The organism is Clostridium algidicarnis (genome assembly GCF_000703125.1).
GTDB lineage: Bacteria > Bacillota > Clostridia > Clostridiales > Clostridiaceae > Clostridium_L > Clostridium_L algidicarnis.
Genome location: NZ_JNLN01000001.1, coordinates 583,055 through 600,235 on the forward strand (window position 1 = coordinate 583,055; position 17,181 = coordinate 600,235).

Genomic DNA, 17,181 nt, shown 5'->3' on the forward strand with positions numbered 1-17,181 from the left:
TCTCCTAACTATTAATTCCATTCTTAAATTTATTTTTCAACAACTCCACTTACTGATTCAAATTTTAAAAACCGTGTCCCTTGAAAAGTTAAGCTTCCCCATTCATACTCTGGTACACTTCTAAAAATACGCCCCCCAACAGTAAATTTAAGTTCACTTTCAGTATCTAGTTTAAATATCAATATTAAAGTCTCATTAGTTGTCATCACTCCATTAGCATCTGTTTGAGTATGCATATCTCTCTTTTTCTTAATAAGTTGTGCTTTAGTAGATATAATTGGCGATTTCTCATTTTTCATATATGTTCTAATACCCTTAAAAATTATTAAAGCAAATATAGCAAAAAACAATATTCTAAATCCATACATATTAAAACCTCCAAAATCATTTATTATTCTATATACTCTTCTATTTATCTCTTTATTTTCCTTCTATCTTTTAATAAATTATTATTCATTTATGATATTCTAATTTCAATTAAACATTTGTCTTAAAAATCACAATACCAAATTGAACTAATCTCTATTTATGCCTTAAATCCCTGGACTTGCTTATACTGCATATTAAATTGTTTTATGGTATATTATTTATATGGAAAGTTGTACTAAGGATTATTGTAATAATTTATAATTATTTAAGGAGAAAAGGATTATGTATAATATAAAATATATGGGTAAATACAAAGATGAGTCACAGATTTTAACTGGGGTTTTACCGAAACAAGCTATACAATATAAGGAACCTAATAATCTTACTAGTGCTTTTTTAATGGGTGGATTACTTTCTTTGCCCATGTTTATTACTTTAATAATATTAATTCTCATTAAAATACGGATTTTTAATATATCATCCCAAAGTATTAACGCTTCAAATCTAATAATTAGCACTATGATTGCTTCTGTTTTATCAACAGTTTTTACTATTATTCATGAGTTTTTACACGCCTTTGCCTTCCCTAAAAAAGCCATTAAGGAAATATGGGTCAAGCCAAGTGAGTTAGCTGCCTTTGTATACTGCAATAAATCAGTTTCAAAAAAACGTTTTTTATGGATTGTTATTTGTCCAAACGTAATTTTAGGATTTATCCCCTATGCATTTTGGATTCTTGGTGCTTTTGATTTTAATGCATTGATTTCACACACAATAATTATTTTTGCCATGATTAATATTGTATCTGGTGTAGGTGATTACTTGAAATTCTATTTATCCCTTAGACAGGTGCCTAAAAATGCATTAGTTCAAAATTATGGATTTCATACATATTGGTTTTTAGATAAGTAAATTAAAACCCTGCACCCTCTCACCTTATATGAGAATGTGCAGGGGTTATTACATTAATACTCATCTAATTCTATATGTACCTCATGAATAAATGTAAAAGTTCACAAGATTACTTAAAGTTTACCCGTTAAAAATTGTGCTTCTCCAAAAGCAAAACTCCAATCTTCATCTTCATTAACAACCATTGAAACCATAATATCTACTGCCTCAATATCACATTCTTGTTTTAATGCAAGAACTAACTTATTATAGAAATCTTCTTTTTCCTCAGTTGTGCGCTTACGAGTGGTGATGGTAATAACAATGACATTTTTAGAACGTTCAAACCCTAATCCGGTATCTTTAATAATCATTTCATATTGATGATGCTGATTAACAATTTGATAACGATCTCCTTCTGGGACTTGAAACGCATCCACTGTTACTTTGTGTGAAACATCTAGTATTTTTGTTATCTCTGTATCAGTTCTTCCTTCAATCATATCAAAACGAATTAATGGCATTTAAAAACCTCCTATTATTTAGCAAACTTAATTTTCCCAGCTTCAAAGGGTTAGATATTTTCAATCTAACCTTAGTGTTTTTCCACAATTACTCTATAATTTATTGTAAATAGTGCTCCTTAAATATTATTCAGATACACTAAAATTAATTTTATTTTCTTTAAAAAACTCTATATATTTTTCGGCGGGTTTCTTATCTGTTATAAGATGATCTATATCGCTTAATTGGCAATAGGTCATAAGTGCGGAAACATCAAATTTAGAAGAGTCTACTAATAAGAATAACTCATTACTCTTTTCTACTATGATTTTTTTAAGTTTATATTCTAATGATGAAGAATTTGTAGCTCCATTAGATATAGAAACACCTGTAGCAGCCATAAATGCCTTATTTATATTATAGTCTTTTAATATTGCAAGAGCATGTATTACCTCAAAAGAATTGGTTTTTCTTATCAGTCTTCCTCCAGCACAAATAACATTTAAATTTGGAAATGGTAGTGCGTTTACTATAACGTTCAAATTATTAGTAAGTATCGTTACATTGTTTTTATTTTTTAAGAAATCTATCATATTAAGTGTTGTTGTACCAGAATCTATGAATATAACATCTCCATCATTTACAAAATCAGATGCCGCCTTAGCTATGGCAATTTTTTTATAATTATTTTTAATGTTTCTTTCTTCGAAAGGAATTAAGGGTTTAATAATGGCTGTCACTCCGCCATAAACTTTTTTTACGGTACCCTTTTTTACAAGTTCATTTATATCTCTGCGAATGGTATTTTTAGATATTCTAAAAATGTCGCATAGTGAATCTAAAGAGACCGATTCATTGCTTATTATATATTCCTCAATTTCTTTAACTCTATTAGCTTTCATACTCTACTTTCCTTTCTTGGTTAATAGATATAATTATATCAATAAACAATACTTAAGACAATTTAAATATACCATTTATATATTATAAAAAAAATAAATTCTTTCATAAAATAAAGATAAATTATATATAGTATATAATCTATCTTTATTTTTAATCTTTTCAGTTATATATACTTTTATTATCTTATTTTCTTCTTATATCCTCATCTTTACATATTGGTTTTTTTACCTAATTTCAACCAATTCGTTAGTTTCGCAAGATTTTTTACAAGCAAGTGCGACTTTTGTAGCTTGTAATCCATCAAATGCTCTTGCCTCTGGTTGACGCTTTTCTTGTATGCATAGTATAAATTCTTGTAGTTCACTAATAAAAGCTTGTTTAAATCGTTCTGGAAAGTTTTGAGAGCAAGGTCTAATAATTCCATGCTCATTCATTATTGTTACTAAATTTTTCTCAGGAACTGTTGCGATTCGAAGCATGCCTTTTGTTCCTATTAACTCTGTCTCTACATGATAACCATGAAGGCAGTTTCTTCCTGCTATTAAAATTGCCATAGTTTTATCTTCTAATTGCATCATTGCCGCTCCAGTTTCTAACTCATTCACCGCATCAAGTTCTGGATAAGCTGCATTTTTTCCCATTGCCCAAACTTTAGAAACTTCTTTTTTCGTAAACCATCTTACTAAATCAATATCATGGATAGACATATCTGCAAATAGACCACCACTATTACTATTTCCTGCGAATTTCACAAAGCTTTCCATTCCCTCACTTGGATCTATTCCATAACTACGAACAATAGTTAATTCTCCTAATTCTCCATTATCAACCATTTGCTTAGCATATTTATAGGATTCATCATAACGTCTCATAAATCCTAACATGAAAACTTGTTCTGGATGAGCTTCAATAACTCTTTGAGTTTCTTCAATATCTTTAATATCTAATCCTATTGGTTTCTCACTGAACACATGTAAGTTCTTATCCATAGCTTGTCTAATTTGCTTGCAATGAAAGCCTGAAGGCGAAACAATACATACCGCATTAAGATTTGAACTTCCAATCATTTCTTCATACGTTTTATAAGTTTCTGTTACTCCAAGATTATTTACTGCAAAATCTAATTCCTCTTTGATTAAGCTACAAGCAGCTACAAGAGTACACCCTGGTATTTGTTTTGATAAATTTAGAGCGTGTATTTTACCTAACCTACCTAATCCTACAATTCCAACTTTAACATTTTCCATTTTCTATTTCCTCCTTAATATCGAGTAGTATAGACACCATTTTTCTTTTACTTTGCGATTCCTATTGGCGAGAATAATATATACATTCCTACCATACAAACAACAACAAATACTCCGATATACTTTCCACTTTTCCAAGGCGTTAAATCAACTTTATTCTGATTTTCTTTAATTTGAAATGGTGTTTTTAACGGTTTTATTTTACCAATGAATAACATTAATAAAACATCTAAGAAAAATAGAACACTTAATATATATAAAAAGTTAATATCAGCTAAGAAAAATTTAGAAAACATATAAGCTACAATGTGAAAAACCATTGTCACCTTTGCGGCTAAGGCTGGAACACGTTTTGTATAGAACCCAAGAAGAATAATTGCTAATAATGGCATATTGTAAAATCCATTATATTCTTGGAGGAAAGTATACAAACCTGCTGGTGCATAACAAATAAGTGGTGCAACAATTATCGAAACTATTGCTACTAATATTGTGACTAACTTTCCAACTCTGACAACTTCTTTACTAGAAGCTTTAGGTCTAAATACTGGTTTGTAAAAATCTAATGCGAATAATGTTGAGGTGCTATTGAGCGCCCCTGCGAAAGAACTTAAAATAGCGCCAAAAATTACTGCTCCAAAAATACCATAAGCCCATGTTGGAAGTACTGCTGTGACTAAGGATGGATAAGCATCATCAGCTATTTTAAGGGTTTCTCCAAACATATTATATGCAATAACCCCTGGGAAGACTAAAAACATTGCTCCGAATATTTTGAAGAATCCTACATACAAAGCACCTTTTTGCGCTTCTTTAAGATTTTTTCCAGCTAATGCTTTTTGAACAATCATTTGATTAGTGCACCAATAAAATAGATTATTGAAAAACATCCCAAAGAACAATGTTGGCCAAGGAATTAATTTTGAGTCAAGTGCACCGATGGCGTTTAACTTTTCCGGTGTATTTTGGATTATTGAATGAATACCTCCATTAAAGCTACCTTTGCCCAACACTATTAACCCTAAAATTGGGATTGATATACCTCCAATAATTAAACCTACTCCATAAATAGTATCACTAAAAGCACTTAAAGATATTCCTCCTATTAATACATATAAGAGACCAACTAAACCGATAAATGCTGCTACAATAATAATTGCACCCTGGCAATCTACATTTAATAATTTGTCCACATGGAAAAGCCTGTTGAAAACTAAGGCACCTGAAAACAATACTACTGGTAAAAAGGTAATCATATAACTTACTAAGAATAAAAATGATATAATTCTCTTAGTCGCTGTATCGTAACGAATTTCAATAAAATCAGAAATAGTTGTAATTCCATGTTTTAAGTATTTAGGTAAAAAGATAAAGGCTAATAATACACAAGCAAAGGCAGCTGTAACTTCCCAAGCCATTACCTCCATTCCCGCTACGTAGCTTTGACCATTTTGCCCAACAATTTGTTCAGTAGATAGATTGGTCATTAAAATTGTTCCAGCAATTGTAACTCCTGTTAAGCTTCGTCCCCCAAGAAAAAATCCAGCCTCATCGTCTTTGTTAATTGATTGTGATTTTTTCCAAGCAATAAACCATACAGTTGCAACAATAGTTATAAATGTAATTACTGAAAAGAGATTCATTAATTCACCTCCTTCTTATAAAAAATTATATTGCACATTCCTCTTTAATATATTTTCTTGCTTTTACTGCATATTCAAACGGATTTGCCTTTGCTGGATCTTGCTCTGCTTCCACTAGTAGCCAGCCCTCATAATTATTCTCTTCTAAGATCTTAAATATTGGCTTAAAATCTATGCTTCCATCTCCTGGCACTGTAAATGCCCCTAATCTAACTCCTTTTAAGAAACTAAGTTTCTGATCTTTAACTTCTTTTACTATCTCTGGTCTAATGTCTTTTAGATGAACATGTTTAATTCTATTTATATATTTTTTAAGTATGGCTATATGATCTTCACCTGAATATACCAAATGACCTGAATCGAACAATAAATAAACTAAATTTTCATCAGTAATACTCATAAGCTTGTCTATCTCAGCAGTTGTTTGTACTCCCGTTCCCATGTGATGATGATAAACAACTTTCATTCCCTTATCTTGAGCTAATTTTCCTAACTTGTTTAATCCACTTCCGAGCAACTCCCATTCTTCCTCATTGAAATGGTGTTTTCCACCAAATACCGCAGTATCTAATTCGCCTTGTATACTATAACCTTGCTCCGCTACAACTATTACACTTGATCCTAAGTCATGTAGAAAATCTCTATGTTTAATAAATTCAGCCTTAGTTTCTTCATATGGTTTCGTAGTTAAGAATGAACTAAACCATGCACTTGCAATTTCTAATCCCCTAAGTTCTAACGCCCTTTTTAAAACCTTTACATCTCTTGGATACTTATTTCCTACCTCTGTTCCTTTAAATCCTGATAACGCTACTTCACTCAAGCACTGATCAAAAGTATTTTCTTTGCCTAAGTCTGGCATATCATCATTTGTCCACGCAATTGGAGCAATACCTAATTTAACCTTCTTACTATTCAACATAATTAATTCCTCCTAATTATTAAAATTTAATTTCAGATAGTTTAACTGGTCTATTCTCATGTAGGGATTTTGTCGCAGCTTCACCAATTAATACAGCTTGTAAGCCATCTTCAGCGTTTACCGATGTATCTTTATCGTTTACAATTGCCTCAACAAATTCTGTTATTTCTTCAGCATAAGCTTGCATATATCTTTCTAGGAAGAAAAATAATGGTTTTTCACCTGTAACACCAGCCTCATTTGATATTACCGCTGTTGAACCGCTATCATTTGCTACTGAAACTTGACCTAATGATCCAAATACTTCCGCTCTTTGATCATATCCATAAGCTGACTTTCTTGAGTTATCAATTACTGCTAAAGTTCCGTTTTGCATCTTTAATGTTACTATAGCTGTATCAACGTCTCCAGCCTTTCCTATAGCACTATCAATTAATACTCCACCCATTGCGTAAACCTCTACAACTTCACTATCTAAAAGATATCTAGCCATATCAAAGTCATGAATTGTCATATCTAAAAACATACCACCTGAAACCTTTACATAGTCTATTGAAGGTGGTTCAGGATCTCTTGAAGTTATTTTCAAAATATGGGGTTGTCCAATTTTCCCACTAGCCACTGCACTTTTAATCGATTTAAAGTTATGATCAAATCTTCTATTAAATCCTACTTGATACTTAACCTTAGATTTGCCTAATTCATCAATAACTTCCTTTATTCTAGATAAATCATGATCTATCGGCTTTTCACAGAAAACGTGTTTCCCTGCTCTTATTGCTTCTATTGAGATTGGTGAGTGTGTATCTGTTGATGAACAAATTAATACTGCATCAATTTCTGGATCATTTAATATCTTTTTATAGTCAGTATACACTTCAAGAATTCCCTTATCCTTTGCCCATTGTCTTGTATCATCATTTAAGTATGAATCAGCAATTGATTTAATTTTAGCCTCCTTAACATATCTTGTTATACTTTCTCCATGTACCTTTCCAATTCTTCCTGCACCAATAATTCCGATATTTAACATAATGCCTCTCTCCTTTTATTAGTATTTTTTTATATTTACAAGATTATTTTCTTTATTAACATAAGCATCTTTTATTGAATCCTTATTAGATACCTCAGCTACTCCTACATGCCACCAAGATTCATAACCATCTGTCATTGTTTTTGGAAGTACCTTTATATCTATTAAAGTAGATATAGTTTGTCTTTTTGCATCTACTAATGCTTCTTTAAGTTCTTTTATAGTTCTAACTGTATATGTTTTTACTCCATATCCTTCAGCAGATTTAGCAAAATCTATTGAAATTAATCCACCATTAAGCTTGCCGTTTTTTTCATTCCTATATCTAAACTCTGTTCCAAAGCTACCCATTCCATTTCCCATTTCTAGATTGTTAATGCAACCAAATCCACTATTATTAAATAATAATACATTTATCTTCTTATTTTCTTGAATAGATGTTACTAATTCAGAATGAAGCATTAAGTAACTTCCATCACCAACCATTGCATATACTTCTTTGTTAGGTTCTGCAAACTTCACTCCTAAAGCTCCTGATATTTCGTATCCCATACATGAATAACCGTATTCCATATGGTAGCTATATTTATCTTTTGAAACCCATAATCTTTGTAGATCACCTGGCAAACTGCCTGCAGCTCCAACTACAACATAGTCCTTTTGAAGGAAATTATTAATTTCACCTATAACTGTGGTTTGAGGAAGTGCTTGTCCCACAAGTTCATAAAACTCTTTTAAACTATCTTCATTTTGTCCTGATACTTCAGGTTTAAAATTATCCTTGCTATATTTTATACTATATAATCTCTTAACTTCTTTTTCCCATTTACTTTTGGCATCAGATATCTCATTGTTGTACTGGCTCTTATATCCTTTTTTAATAAGATCATATCTAAGTTGTTCTAAATTAACCAATACATCCCCAACTACTTTAGTAGCATCCATTTTATTTGCATTGTATCTAGATGTATTTATTGTTAAAAATTCAACTTCATCATTTTTAAATAATCCTTTAGACCCTGATGTAAAATCTGTGAATCTTGTTCCAAGCCCTATTATTAAGTCAGCATCTTTAGCTATAAGATTTGCAGCAAGGTTCCCTGTAACTCCAATACCACCTAAGTTTAAGTGATGGGTTGATTCTAATGCACTTTTCCCTGCCTGTGTTTCAGCAATTGGTATATTAAATTCTTCAGCAAATTTCTTTAACTCTTCGCCTGACATTGAATATTTAGCTCCTCCGCCACAAATGATCAATGGTTTTTTCTTTGTACTTATTAATCTTATAGCATCTTCGAGTTCTGCATCTGTACCTTTTCTTCTTTCAATTCTATGTATTTTCTTCTTAAAGAAATAATCCGGATAATCATAAGCTTCTGCTTGAACATCTTGTGGTAATGCAATGCATACAGCTCCAGTATCTCCCTCATCTGTTAACACTCTCATTGCATTTATCATAGCTGACATCAATTGTTCAGGTCTATTCACTCTATCCCAATATTTAGTCACAGCCTTAAACGCATCATTTGTTGTAATTGAGGCATTATGCTCTTGTTCTACTTGTTGAAGTACTGGATCTGGTTGCCTTGTAGCAAATGTATCCCCCGGCAGTAATAATACAGGTATATTATTTGCTGTTGCTGTTGCTGCAGCGGTTATCATATTAGCAGCCCCTGGCCCTACAGATGATGTGCATGCATAAATTTGCTTTCTTCTTTTTTGTTTAGCGAATGCTACAGCTGCTTGAGCCATACCTTGTTCATTTCTACCTTGATGAACTATTAATTCACCAGGATCTTGTTCTAGTGCTTGACCAATACCCAGTACATTTCCATGACCAAATATGGTAAAAACGCCTTCCACAAATCTTTCTTCTTTACCACCAAAGCTTATAAACTGGTTATTTAAAAACTTGATCAATGCTTGTGCAGTGGTTAGTCTAATCGTACCCATTTTAAACCTCCTTATCTCATAATTAATCATTTATGCTATACTATTTTTCTGGCCATATCTTTGCATCCTTGTCCCAAAGCCATGAATGATCTTTATCATCTATTCTATCTGTCCATGGATCATTTTCTAAATGTCTTATCATCCAACAATAGTACATAGCATAACCTGGTGCAGATGTTTGAGGATGAACAACTCCACCCTTAATTGAAGCAAAACTTTCATCTGTTATCTTATAAGCATTTTCACCTATTAGACACAAGCCGAACCCTTGGGGCTTATTAAATCTATAATAGTAAACTTCAGGTTGTGGATGATAGTGTGGAGGATAACTTGACCACTTACCAGGATAAGTTATAACTTCTCCCATTACCATATTTGAATATGGTGCATTTTTATAGTCAAATACTGTTCTCACTACTCTTCTTGCAGTACCATTCCATACCCCCTCACCAAATACATCACTCTTACAATCTTCTGGAGAATATAACTTTGCTTTAAAGGCATTTTTGTTATCTGTAAATTGAACAAGTATTTCACTATCTTCTAAAGTTTCTACTTCAACCTCCGTATCCTTTGAAACATGTAGGCACCAAGGATTTTCATCAAATACTGAATTTCTCTTTATTACTTTCTTATTTCCAGACCACCTAATTTCAATTTTCCCTACTAAAATCAATATAGCCAATTCTTTAAAATCTGAATAGTACTTTTTAATAGAACCTTTTGCAAGTTTCACTACATTAATATCCATTAACATTTCTTTGTTTTTACCGTTAATTTCGCATAGTATATTTTCACCGTATTTTAGATTGCCTAAGCTCTCTACCATTTGAATCACCCCTTATAATTTTGCAACCATTTCTCCATATTCTTCTTTACTCTTTCTTATAAATTCCTTAATCTCCTCTACTGTTGGCATTGCATCTGAGCAACTGTGACTCGCAACTAACATTGAAGCTGAAGCACTACCAAACTCTAAACAGTCAATAATATCCCATCCTTCAAGTAATCCATAAATAAATGCTGATCCATATGCATCCCCTCCACCAAAAGATTTAAGAAGTTTAATTGGAAAAGGCTTTATACTAAAACTCTTTTTATCTGAAGTATAAGCAGTTGATCCCTCTTTACCATGCTTTATAACAACAATCTTACTACCATAATTAAACCATCTATTAGCGGTTTCCTGATCACTGATATCCTTTCCAATTAAGCCTTGCGTTAAATCAAACTCTTCTCTTGATCCTATTATAATATCACTGTTCTTTGCAACTATAGAATAATAAATAGCTATATCATCCTTATTAGCCCATGAATATTCTCTATAATCTATATCAAAAATAACTACTGTATTATTCTTTTTTGCATACTCTAATGCCTTTAACGAAGATTCCCTTGATGGACTCTGTGCTAAGGCTGTTCCCGATATTATAATGGCTTTAGTATTTTTAATGTATGCCTCGTTGATTTCATCAACCTCTAAGGCTAAATCCGCAACACCGTTTCTGTACATTAAAATGCTACTTTCTGTTGGACTAAGTATTTCAGTAAAAGTAAGCCCTAAATTTTCTCCATTTTTAGCAAAACAAATTTCCGAAGTATCTATTCCTTCATTTTTAAAATAACTTACAACAAATTGACCAAAACTATCATTTGATACTTTGCCAATGAATCCCACCTTCTTACCTAATCTTGCAAGCCCAACCGCAGTATTAGCTGGTGATCCACCTAAGTATTTTTTAAAAGTTTTACTTTCTGAAAGAGGCCTATTTATATCAACGGGATTAAAATCAATTGCAGCCCTACCTAATGGAACGATATCAAACTCTTTACTATTATCAAATTCAATGTAACCCATTACCTTACCTCCTACGCTTTATTTTCGCTTCCAAATACTTCTATGTGCCTTTTCACATTAAGATATGCACCTTCTACTTCTTTCTGATGCAATTTAAAGTAATCAGCTTCTTCAGATTGTTCATATAATTTCCTAATGTTTTTTTCTACTGAATCAAATGTTGCAGTTGCTATATTTATTTTTCTAATTCCAAGACTTATACATTTTTTAAAATCATCATTACTTATTCCTGTTCCCCCATGTAATACTAATGGAACATCTACATCTTTATTTATTTTATCTAAAACTTCAAAATTCAACTTGGGATTTTCTAAATAAGTTCCGTGGGCATTCCCTATTGCTACTGCTAATGCATCAACACACGTTTCGCTATAAAATCTTTTTGCTTCACTTGCACTAGTACACAATACTGATAGGTTTTCTGAACCATCTTCACTTCCACCAACAATCCCTATTTCAGCTTCTACTGCAGCATTATATCTTTTTGCTTCATCCATAACTTCTTTTGTTAATTTTATATTATCTTCTAGTAAGTACTTTGATCCATCCACCATAACTGAAGTAAATCCAATCTCAAGAGCTTCCTTTATCTTTTCTAATGTTAATCCATGATCAAAATGTATAGCCACTGGAACCTTTGCTTTAGCAGCTCCTGCAACCATCATAGGTCCAATTAAATGTAATGGTGAATAATTTAATCTTACTTCTGCAATTTGAATTATAATTGGAGAGTTTAACTCTTCAGCCGCCTTTATAGCACCCATTAACATCTCCATGTTTGCTACGCTAAAAGATCCAACTGCATATTTTCCTTTTTCTGCTTTACTCAATAGATCTCTCATATTCACTAGTGACATCTATTTCACCTCTTCCTTTTAAATTCATAGTTAAACCTTTATATTACTTCTCTGATTTCCGCTATGACTGTTCCCTTTTATTTATTCTTAAAGTACACCTGTAATTTAAACTACAGGTGTACTTTTTCCTAAAAAGTTATTTAGTTTCTAATGACCCATCCCAAGTATCTACATTTTTATTCTTTTTCTCTTCTTCATCAAACCAAGTTGTTGTTACAGCCTTAGTTTCAGTGTAAAATCTTACACCATCCTTACCAAGTGCATGCAAATCTCCAAAAAATGAGTTTTTATGTCCTGTAAAAGGGAAAATACCAATTGGTACTGGAATTCCAACATTAACGCCCACCATTCCACCATCTGTTCTTCTTGCAAATTCACGGCTGAAATATCCACTTTGTGTGAATATTACTGAACCATTTGCCAATGGATTTTTATTCATTAATTGAATTCCTTCTTCAAAGTCTTTTACTCTTTTTATACATATAACTGGTCCAAATATTTCTATATCTCCAACTGTCATTTCAGATGTTACATGGTCTAATATTGTAGGTCCAACATAAAACCCCTTTTCAAATCCCTCTACAGTTACATTTCTTCCATCAAGAACAAGCTTTGCGCCTTCTTCTATTCCCTTATCTATCCAACTTAGAACTGATTCCTTGTGAGCTTTAGATATAACAGGCCCAAGTAAAGAAGTCTTATCATAAGCTGGTCCTATTTTAAGTTCTTTTGCATACTCAGTTAAAAGTTCAACCAATCTATCCGCTATACTTTCTTGAACTACAACCACTGGAAGTGCCATACATCTTTGACCTGCGCATCCAAAGCTAGAGTTTATGATTCCACGAGCTGTTCTCTCAAGTGCTGCGTCTTCAAGTACTAAACCGTGATTCTTTGCCTCGCAAAGTGCCTGTACCCTTTTTCCATTTAAAGCTGCCGTTCCATAAATATGCTTGCCAACAGAAGTTGATCCAACAAAACTTATTCCATTAACATCTGGATGTGTCAAAAATAATTCAGCTTCAACTCTACTACATGTAACTATATTTAAAACCCCATCTGGAAGACCTGCTTCTTGCCAAAGTTCCGCACATTTCATTGCTGTCATTGGGCACATTGAAGCTGCCTTTATTACAATCGTGTTTCCTGCTGCTATACAAAGAGGGGTCATCCATCCCATAGGTATCATTCCTGGGAAATTGAATGGAGCTATTCCAGCATAAACACCTACAGATTCACGATATAAAACAGTGTCATACCCAGTAGAAGTGTTCATAAGTGACTCACCCATCATAAGACTTGGAATTCCACATGCTAGTTCTACAGGTTCCATAACCTTTAAAATATCACCTCTTGCTTCATTCCATACCTTACCGTTCTCCTTTGCTACTATTTCAGTAAGCTCATCTAAATGTTCTGCAAGAATATTTCTAAATTTAAACATTATTTGTGCCCTTTTCATTACAGGCATCTGAGACCACTTAGGAAATGCATCCCTTGCAGATTTTATCGCAAGATTAACTTCTTCCTCAGTGCAACATGGCGCTTTTGCAATTACCTCGCCAGTACTTGGATCACAAACATCCATATATTTGTTTGTTTTTGATTCTTGCCATTTACCATTACTAAAAAACTTTAACTTTTTTATTTCATTCATAATATACCTCCTAAATTTTATATTCAAAATAATTAATTTATTTATTTTACTAAATTTGTTAACCTTTTATCCTTTTTAGTATTCATAATCCAATTTGTTCCTACATATATTTGTCTTTTACAACATTTTGTTATTGTTATAATGTAAATTATGAATTAACTCAATCAAAGGAATCGTTTTCTTATTATCTTGCATAGTTCCATGTATATTTTTTTGCTATATTAAGTTACTGTTACATCGTTGTTACTTTATGGTTATATTATATATCATTTAATCGTATTATGTCAACACTTAATCAATTCCTTCGCCTTGTATTTGGTTTTGGTTATATCTTGAGCAAGTGTACCACTAACTTGTGATACCTTTGAAATATTGCAAAAAAAGTCACATAGATTATCTATATGACTCTTTTGCTATTATTTTCTTTAACTAAAAAATGATTTCTATATTCTTTCTATCCTAAGACCTAATCAATACACTCCATAAGTTCTAGAACAATTCCATCTGGATCTTTAAGATATACGGCTTTACTTTTTCCAAAGCCTTGTGATGTTAAATCAAAGTATTAAGGCTCTGATAAAAACTCCACACCCTTTGATTTTAGTGTTTTATAAGTTTCATCAATATTTTCTACATAAAAGCATAGTTCAGAAATAGAAGTTTGATTTAATTTGTTTTCTATTTTATAAAATTTAATTGATTCTTCTATATTTGATACTGTTAAGCCCACATGGGCAATATTTTTTAACATAAAATACCCTCCATCTAAAATATATAAATATACACTTCCATTTTACTAAAACCTACTCAATTTTTATGTAGTGGATAGTAATATAAACATTTTACTATAAAATTTTTTAGACGTCTATGGTACATAATTAGGTTTAAGGTTCAATTTTTATGTAAAGCATACTTCAAATAATAGTCTCTTATTATCTCTATTTATAATCTTGTGCCAAATACGCTAGAGCCTTCAGCGATAATCTTTTAGGAGCATTTTTAACTACCTCTTCTAACCCTAAATTATAGACTGCTAATTTGCCTAAATTTCTTAAATCGTTAATAGCTCCAAACATTATTCCATCATAAGTTTCCTTCTTAACGTTTTTTCTTACGAAAAATATAAGTAACAAAAAATCCTCTATCATCTTGATTTTCAATATATTTAATTAACTCAAATGACTTGTTTATATCTTCAAAATCACTTTGTTGAATTAAATCTTCTTTTCTGATTTTAGAGTCAACCTTGTGCTTATCTCCAAAACCAGAGACAAATAAAATACCATTATCAAATATATGATTTTCAATATCTGCAAGTTGCTCTTTGCTTAATCTATAATGATTAACTAAAATATTATCGAATATACCAATATCATATAATGAATTGGATCTACTTAAATCAATTTGCTTTATATTTACATAGTAATTATTTGTTTTTGCGAACATTTCCAATCGTGAAAGTGCTTCATTACTGAAATCAACCCCTGTCACTTTGAAGCTATTCTTAATTAAAAACAAAGTGTTCCTACCGTCTCCACATGCAATATCAAGAACATGCCCTCTTTTAAAGTATCCTATATTTTCAACTAATGATTTTTCAGGACGTAATGGTTCATTACTCCTATTCACAAATTTTTCATCCCAGTATTCTTCATTTCCTATATATTCCATTTTAGAATATCCCCCTTGATGTATTTCGACCTATCTTACAAATACTTCTACATTTATAAAAATCTAGTTTACTGTTTTATTGGTATAATATACTTATTCTTTTTTCTCTTATAAATTCCTCTTATTTACTTATCCCCCTACCTCTATATTTAACAATTATAACTTTTTAAGGGTTATTGCCTTGTGTATTATTTTGTTTAGAAATATCAATTAAAACTACTAACATATTATCAATAAGTATTCTATAACACATAATGTAAAACATAATAAAAAGCCATAAGACATATTTATCTTATGACTTTTTATTATTATGATTTATCCTTAATTAAGCCTTGTATTTAATCTAAGAACTCTCTTTTTATAAGCTTGTCATTTGAATTCATGAAATTTAGATATTCTTCTTTTGTCATAGCAGGAACAAAGTTATCAAGAATACTTTTAGCCTCTTTTGCATCATCAAAAAGTAGGTCTACTATAGTTAAAGCTAATGATTTAGCTGGCTCTAAATAAATATATTCTTCATTAACTATACAATAATCTTTTGAATGAAGCTCTCCTTTTATTCCACCGAACATAGGATGCAAGGTTGGCATTATATGAGATACATCACCTAAATCGAAGGAACCTGAAAAGTCGCTTTCTTGTACTATATCATCCTTTGTAATTCCAAGCTCTATTAGGTTCTTAAATAATATATCTTCCATTTCTTGATGTTTTAAAATCGGCAAGTATCCTGGCAATTCTTTGATTTCAATATTAGCACCTACAGCCATAGCTCCAGCAATTAATGATCTATTAACTTTTGTATTTGCATCTATCATTGCCTCTACAGTTCTTGCCCTTGTATATGATTCCATTCGAACATCGGCAGGTACAACATTTACGATGTCCCCACCCTTTGTTATAATTGGATGAATTCTTACTCTATCACTATCTTTAAAGGTTTCCCTTTGAGCATTTATATTGTTCATGGCAAGGACAGCTGCATTAAGTGCATTTACCCCTTTATGTGGCGAGTTACCCGCATGAGCCTCCCTACCAATAAACTTAATATTCTTTCCAATAAATCCGTTGCTTACAGTCCCAACTAATACCTTTTTATCACCAACATCTAAAGCATGGAACATAACTGCCATATCAACATCATCGAAGGCACCTTTTCTTATTAATTCCTGTTTTCCTCCAAAATATTGAATAACGCCCTCTTCCTTTAGTTTGCTTCTGTAATCTATCTCTATAAATTCTTCTGCAGGTGTTGCAATAAAATCAATCTTACCATCTAGCTCTTTATATACCCCTGACTTTATAAGACCAATTGCCACACCTATCATCCCTGCAATTTGTATATTATGACCGCAAGTATGAGAAGCCCCTGAACTTAAAGAATCCTTATGAGCATTGCAAACTATGCCATCTAATTCACCTAGAACTGCAACCCTTGGGCCAGGCTTTTCCTCATTTATTTTAGCCCTACAACCAGTACACGCAATACCATCTACCATATCTAAATTTAATTCATTTTCAAAAAATTCCTTCACAAGTTTTGTAGTTTCAAATTCTTTATAGCCAAGCTCAGGATTTTTATAGATCTTTCTACCTATATTAAAAATCAAATCCCTATTTTCCTCAATTGTAGAAATTACTTTAGCCTTCATTATTTCTTTACTCATACC

The 17,181-nt window shown here is 31.8% G+C and carries 17 protein-coding genes; 1 reads left to right on the plus strand and 16 read right to left on the minus strand.

Annotated features, from left to right (window positions below; genetic code table 11):
* Positions 1-29 precede the first annotated feature (29 nt).
* Entirely contained in the window at positions 30-368 is a 339-nt protein-coding gene (locus tag BV55_RS0102870; RefSeq protein WP_029451249.1) for a DUF2500 domain-containing protein, read from the minus strand.
* Between the two features lie 283 nt (positions 369-651).
* Between BV55_RS0102870 and BV55_RS0102875 the strand changes: the two genes are divergently transcribed.
* Positions 652-1,281 carry a DUF3267 domain-containing protein gene (locus tag BV55_RS0102875; RefSeq protein WP_029451251.1) on the plus strand — a complete coding sequence of 210 codons (630 nt, stop codon included), beginning with the start codon at positions 652-654 and terminating at the stop codon, positions 1,279-1,281.
* Between the two features lie 113 nt (positions 1,282-1,394).
* Here the strand turns inward: BV55_RS0102875 and BV55_RS0102880 are convergent, their stop codons facing one another.
* The 15 genes from BV55_RS0102880 to BV55_RS0102950 all read right to left on the minus strand — a co-directional run bounded on the left by BV55_RS0102880 (position 1,395) and on the right by BV55_RS0102950 (position 17,178).
* Positions 1,395-1,784, minus strand: coding sequence for a tautomerase family protein (locus BV55_RS0102880; RefSeq protein WP_029451253.1), 390 nt, complete (start codon positions 1,782-1,784; stop codon positions 1,395-1,397).
* Between the two features lie 126 nt (positions 1,785-1,910).
* Positions 1,911-2,666, minus strand: a complete 756-nt coding sequence (locus BV55_RS0102885; protein ID WP_029451254.1) for a DeoR/GlpR family DNA-binding transcription regulator — start codon at positions 2,664-2,666, stop codon at positions 1,911-1,913.
* Between the two features lie 225 nt (positions 2,667-2,891).
* Complete coding sequence (locus BV55_RS0102890; RefSeq protein WP_029451256.1) at positions 2,892-3,914, minus strand: Gfo/Idh/MocA family protein; 1,023 nt, start codon at positions 3,912-3,914, stop codon at positions 2,892-2,894.
* 47 nt (positions 3,915-3,961) lie between these two features.
* A complete protein-coding gene (locus tag BV55_RS0102895; RefSeq protein WP_029451257.1) occupies positions 3,962-5,557 on the minus strand; it encodes a solute:sodium symporter family transporter in 1,596 nt (531 codons plus the stop codon).
* Positions 5,558-5,582: 25 nt separating this feature from the next.
* Positions 5,583-6,479: a myo-inosose-2 dehydratase gene (gene iolE, locus BV55_RS0102900; protein WP_029451258.1), complete on the minus strand. Its 897-nt coding sequence runs from the start codon at positions 6,477-6,479 to the stop codon at positions 5,583-5,585.
* Between the two features lie 19 nt (positions 6,480-6,498).
* The gene (gene iolG, locus BV55_RS0102905; RefSeq protein ID WP_029451259.1) at positions 6,499-7,512 is read right to left on the minus strand and encodes an inositol 2-dehydrogenase; all 1,014 of its coding nucleotides are present in this window, start codon (positions 7,510-7,512) and stop codon (positions 6,499-6,501) included.
* 18 nt (positions 7,513-7,530) lie between these two features.
* Positions 7,531-9,465 (minus strand): 3D-(3,5/4)-trihydroxycyclohexane-1,2-dione acylhydrolase (decyclizing), encoded by a 1,935-nt coding sequence (iolD, locus tag BV55_RS0102910; protein ID WP_029451260.1) that lies wholly within the window; start codon positions 9,463-9,465, stop codon positions 7,531-7,533.
* Positions 9,466-9,505: 40 nt separating this feature from the next.
* On the minus strand, positions 9,506-10,294 hold the full coding sequence (locus BV55_RS0102915; protein WP_029451261.1) for a 5-deoxy-glucuronate isomerase: 789 nt from the start codon (positions 10,292-10,294) through the stop codon (positions 9,506-9,508).
* 12 nt (positions 10,295-10,306) lie between these two features.
* The gene (gene iolC, locus BV55_RS0102920; protein ID WP_029451263.1) at positions 10,307-11,323 is read right to left on the minus strand and encodes a 5-dehydro-2-deoxygluconokinase; all 1,017 of its coding nucleotides are present in this window, start codon (positions 11,321-11,323) and stop codon (positions 10,307-10,309) included.
* An 11-nt stretch (positions 11,324-11,334) separates the two neighbouring features.
* On the minus strand, positions 11,335-12,180 hold the full coding sequence (locus tag BV55_RS0102925) for a class II fructose-bisphosphate aldolase (RefSeq protein ID WP_029451264.1): 846 nt from the start codon (positions 12,178-12,180) through the stop codon (positions 11,335-11,337).
* 136 nt (positions 12,181-12,316) lie between these two features.
* Positions 12,317-13,837 carry a CoA-acylating methylmalonate-semialdehyde dehydrogenase gene (locus BV55_RS0102930; RefSeq protein WP_029451265.1) on the minus strand — a complete coding sequence of 507 codons (1,521 nt, stop codon included), beginning with the start codon at positions 13,835-13,837 and terminating at the stop codon, positions 12,317-12,319.
* A gap of 565 nt (positions 13,838-14,402) precedes the next feature.
* Complete coding sequence (locus BV55_RS14770; protein WP_051652380.1) at positions 14,403-14,588, minus strand: VOC family protein; 186 nt, start codon at positions 14,586-14,588, stop codon at positions 14,403-14,405.
* 187 nt (positions 14,589-14,775) lie between these two features.
* Positions 14,776-14,970 (minus strand): hypothetical protein, encoded by a 195-nt coding sequence (locus BV55_RS0102940; RefSeq protein ID WP_029451266.1) that lies wholly within the window; start codon positions 14,968-14,970, stop codon positions 14,776-14,778.
* A complete protein-coding gene (locus BV55_RS0102945; protein ID WP_029451268.1) occupies positions 14,936-15,508 on the minus strand; it encodes a class I SAM-dependent methyltransferase in 573 nt (190 codons plus the stop codon). Before BV55_RS0102945 ends, BV55_RS0102940 begins: the two co-directional genes overlap by 35 nt.
* Before the next feature lie 338 nt (positions 15,509-15,846).
* The gene (locus tag BV55_RS0102950) at positions 15,847-17,178 is read right to left on the minus strand and encodes an amidohydrolase (RefSeq protein WP_029451269.1); all 1,332 of its coding nucleotides are present in this window, start codon (positions 17,176-17,178) and stop codon (positions 15,847-15,849) included.
* Positions 17,179-17,181: the final 3 nt, after the last annotated feature.

What these genes read in the sequence shown, in the direction of transcription:
- BV55_RS0102870 (WP_029451249.1), bottom strand. Translation starts at nt 368, where the DNA reads ATGTATGGATTTAGAATATTGTTTTTTGCTATATTTGCTTTAATAATT.
- BV55_RS0102875 (WP_029451251.1), top strand. Translation starts at nt 652, where the DNA reads ATGTATAATATAAAATATATGGGTAAATACAAAGATGAGTCACAGATT.
- BV55_RS0102880 (WP_029451253.1), bottom strand. Translation starts at nt 1,784, where the DNA reads ATGCCATTAATTCGTTTTGATATGATTGAAGGAAGAACTGATACAGAG.
- BV55_RS0102885 (WP_029451254.1), bottom strand. Translation starts at nt 2,666, where the DNA reads ATGAAAGCTAATAGAGTTAAAGAAATTGAGGAATATATAATAAGCAAT.
- BV55_RS0102890 (WP_029451256.1), bottom strand. Translation starts at nt 3,914, where the DNA reads ATGGAAAATGTTAAAGTTGGAATTGTAGGATTAGGTAGGTTAGGTAAA.
- BV55_RS0102895 (WP_029451257.1), bottom strand. Translation starts at nt 5,557, where the DNA reads ATGAATCTCTTTTCAGTAATTACATTTATAACTATTGTTGCAACTGTA.
- iolE (WP_029451258.1), bottom strand. Translation starts at nt 6,479, where the DNA reads ATGTTGAATAGTAAGAAGGTTAAATTAGGTATTGCTCCAATTGCGTGG.
- iolG (WP_029451259.1), bottom strand. Translation starts at nt 7,512, where the DNA reads ATGTTAAATATCGGAATTATTGGTGCAGGAAGAATTGGAAAGGTACAT.
- iolD (WP_029451260.1), bottom strand. Translation starts at nt 9,465, where the DNA reads ATGGGTACGATTAGACTAACCACTGCACAAGCATTGATCAAGTTTTTA.
- BV55_RS0102915 (WP_029451261.1), bottom strand. Translation starts at nt 10,294, where the DNA reads ATGGTAGAGAGCTTAGGCAATCTAAAATACGGTGAAAATATACTATGC.
- iolC (WP_029451263.1), bottom strand. Translation starts at nt 11,323, where the DNA reads ATGGGTTACATTGAATTTGATAATAGTAAAGAGTTTGATATCGTTCCA.
- BV55_RS0102925 (WP_029451264.1), bottom strand. Translation starts at nt 12,180, where the DNA reads ATGTCACTAGTGAATATGAGAGATCTATTGAGTAAAGCAGAAAAAGGA.
- BV55_RS0102930 (WP_029451265.1), bottom strand. Translation starts at nt 13,837, where the DNA reads ATGAATGAAATAAAAAAGTTAAAGTTTTTTAGTAATGGTAAATGGCAA.
- BV55_RS14770 (WP_051652380.1), bottom strand. Translation starts at nt 14,588, where the DNA reads ATGTTAAAAAATATTGCCCATGTGGGCTTAACAGTATCAAATATAGAA.
- BV55_RS0102945 (WP_029451268.1), bottom strand. Translation starts at nt 15,508, where the DNA reads ATGGAATATATAGGAAATGAAGAATACTGGGATGAAAAATTTGTGAAT.
- BV55_RS0102950 (WP_029451269.1), bottom strand. Translation starts at nt 17,178, where the DNA reads ATGAGTAAAGAAATAATGAAGGCTAAAGTAATTTCTACAATTGAGGAA.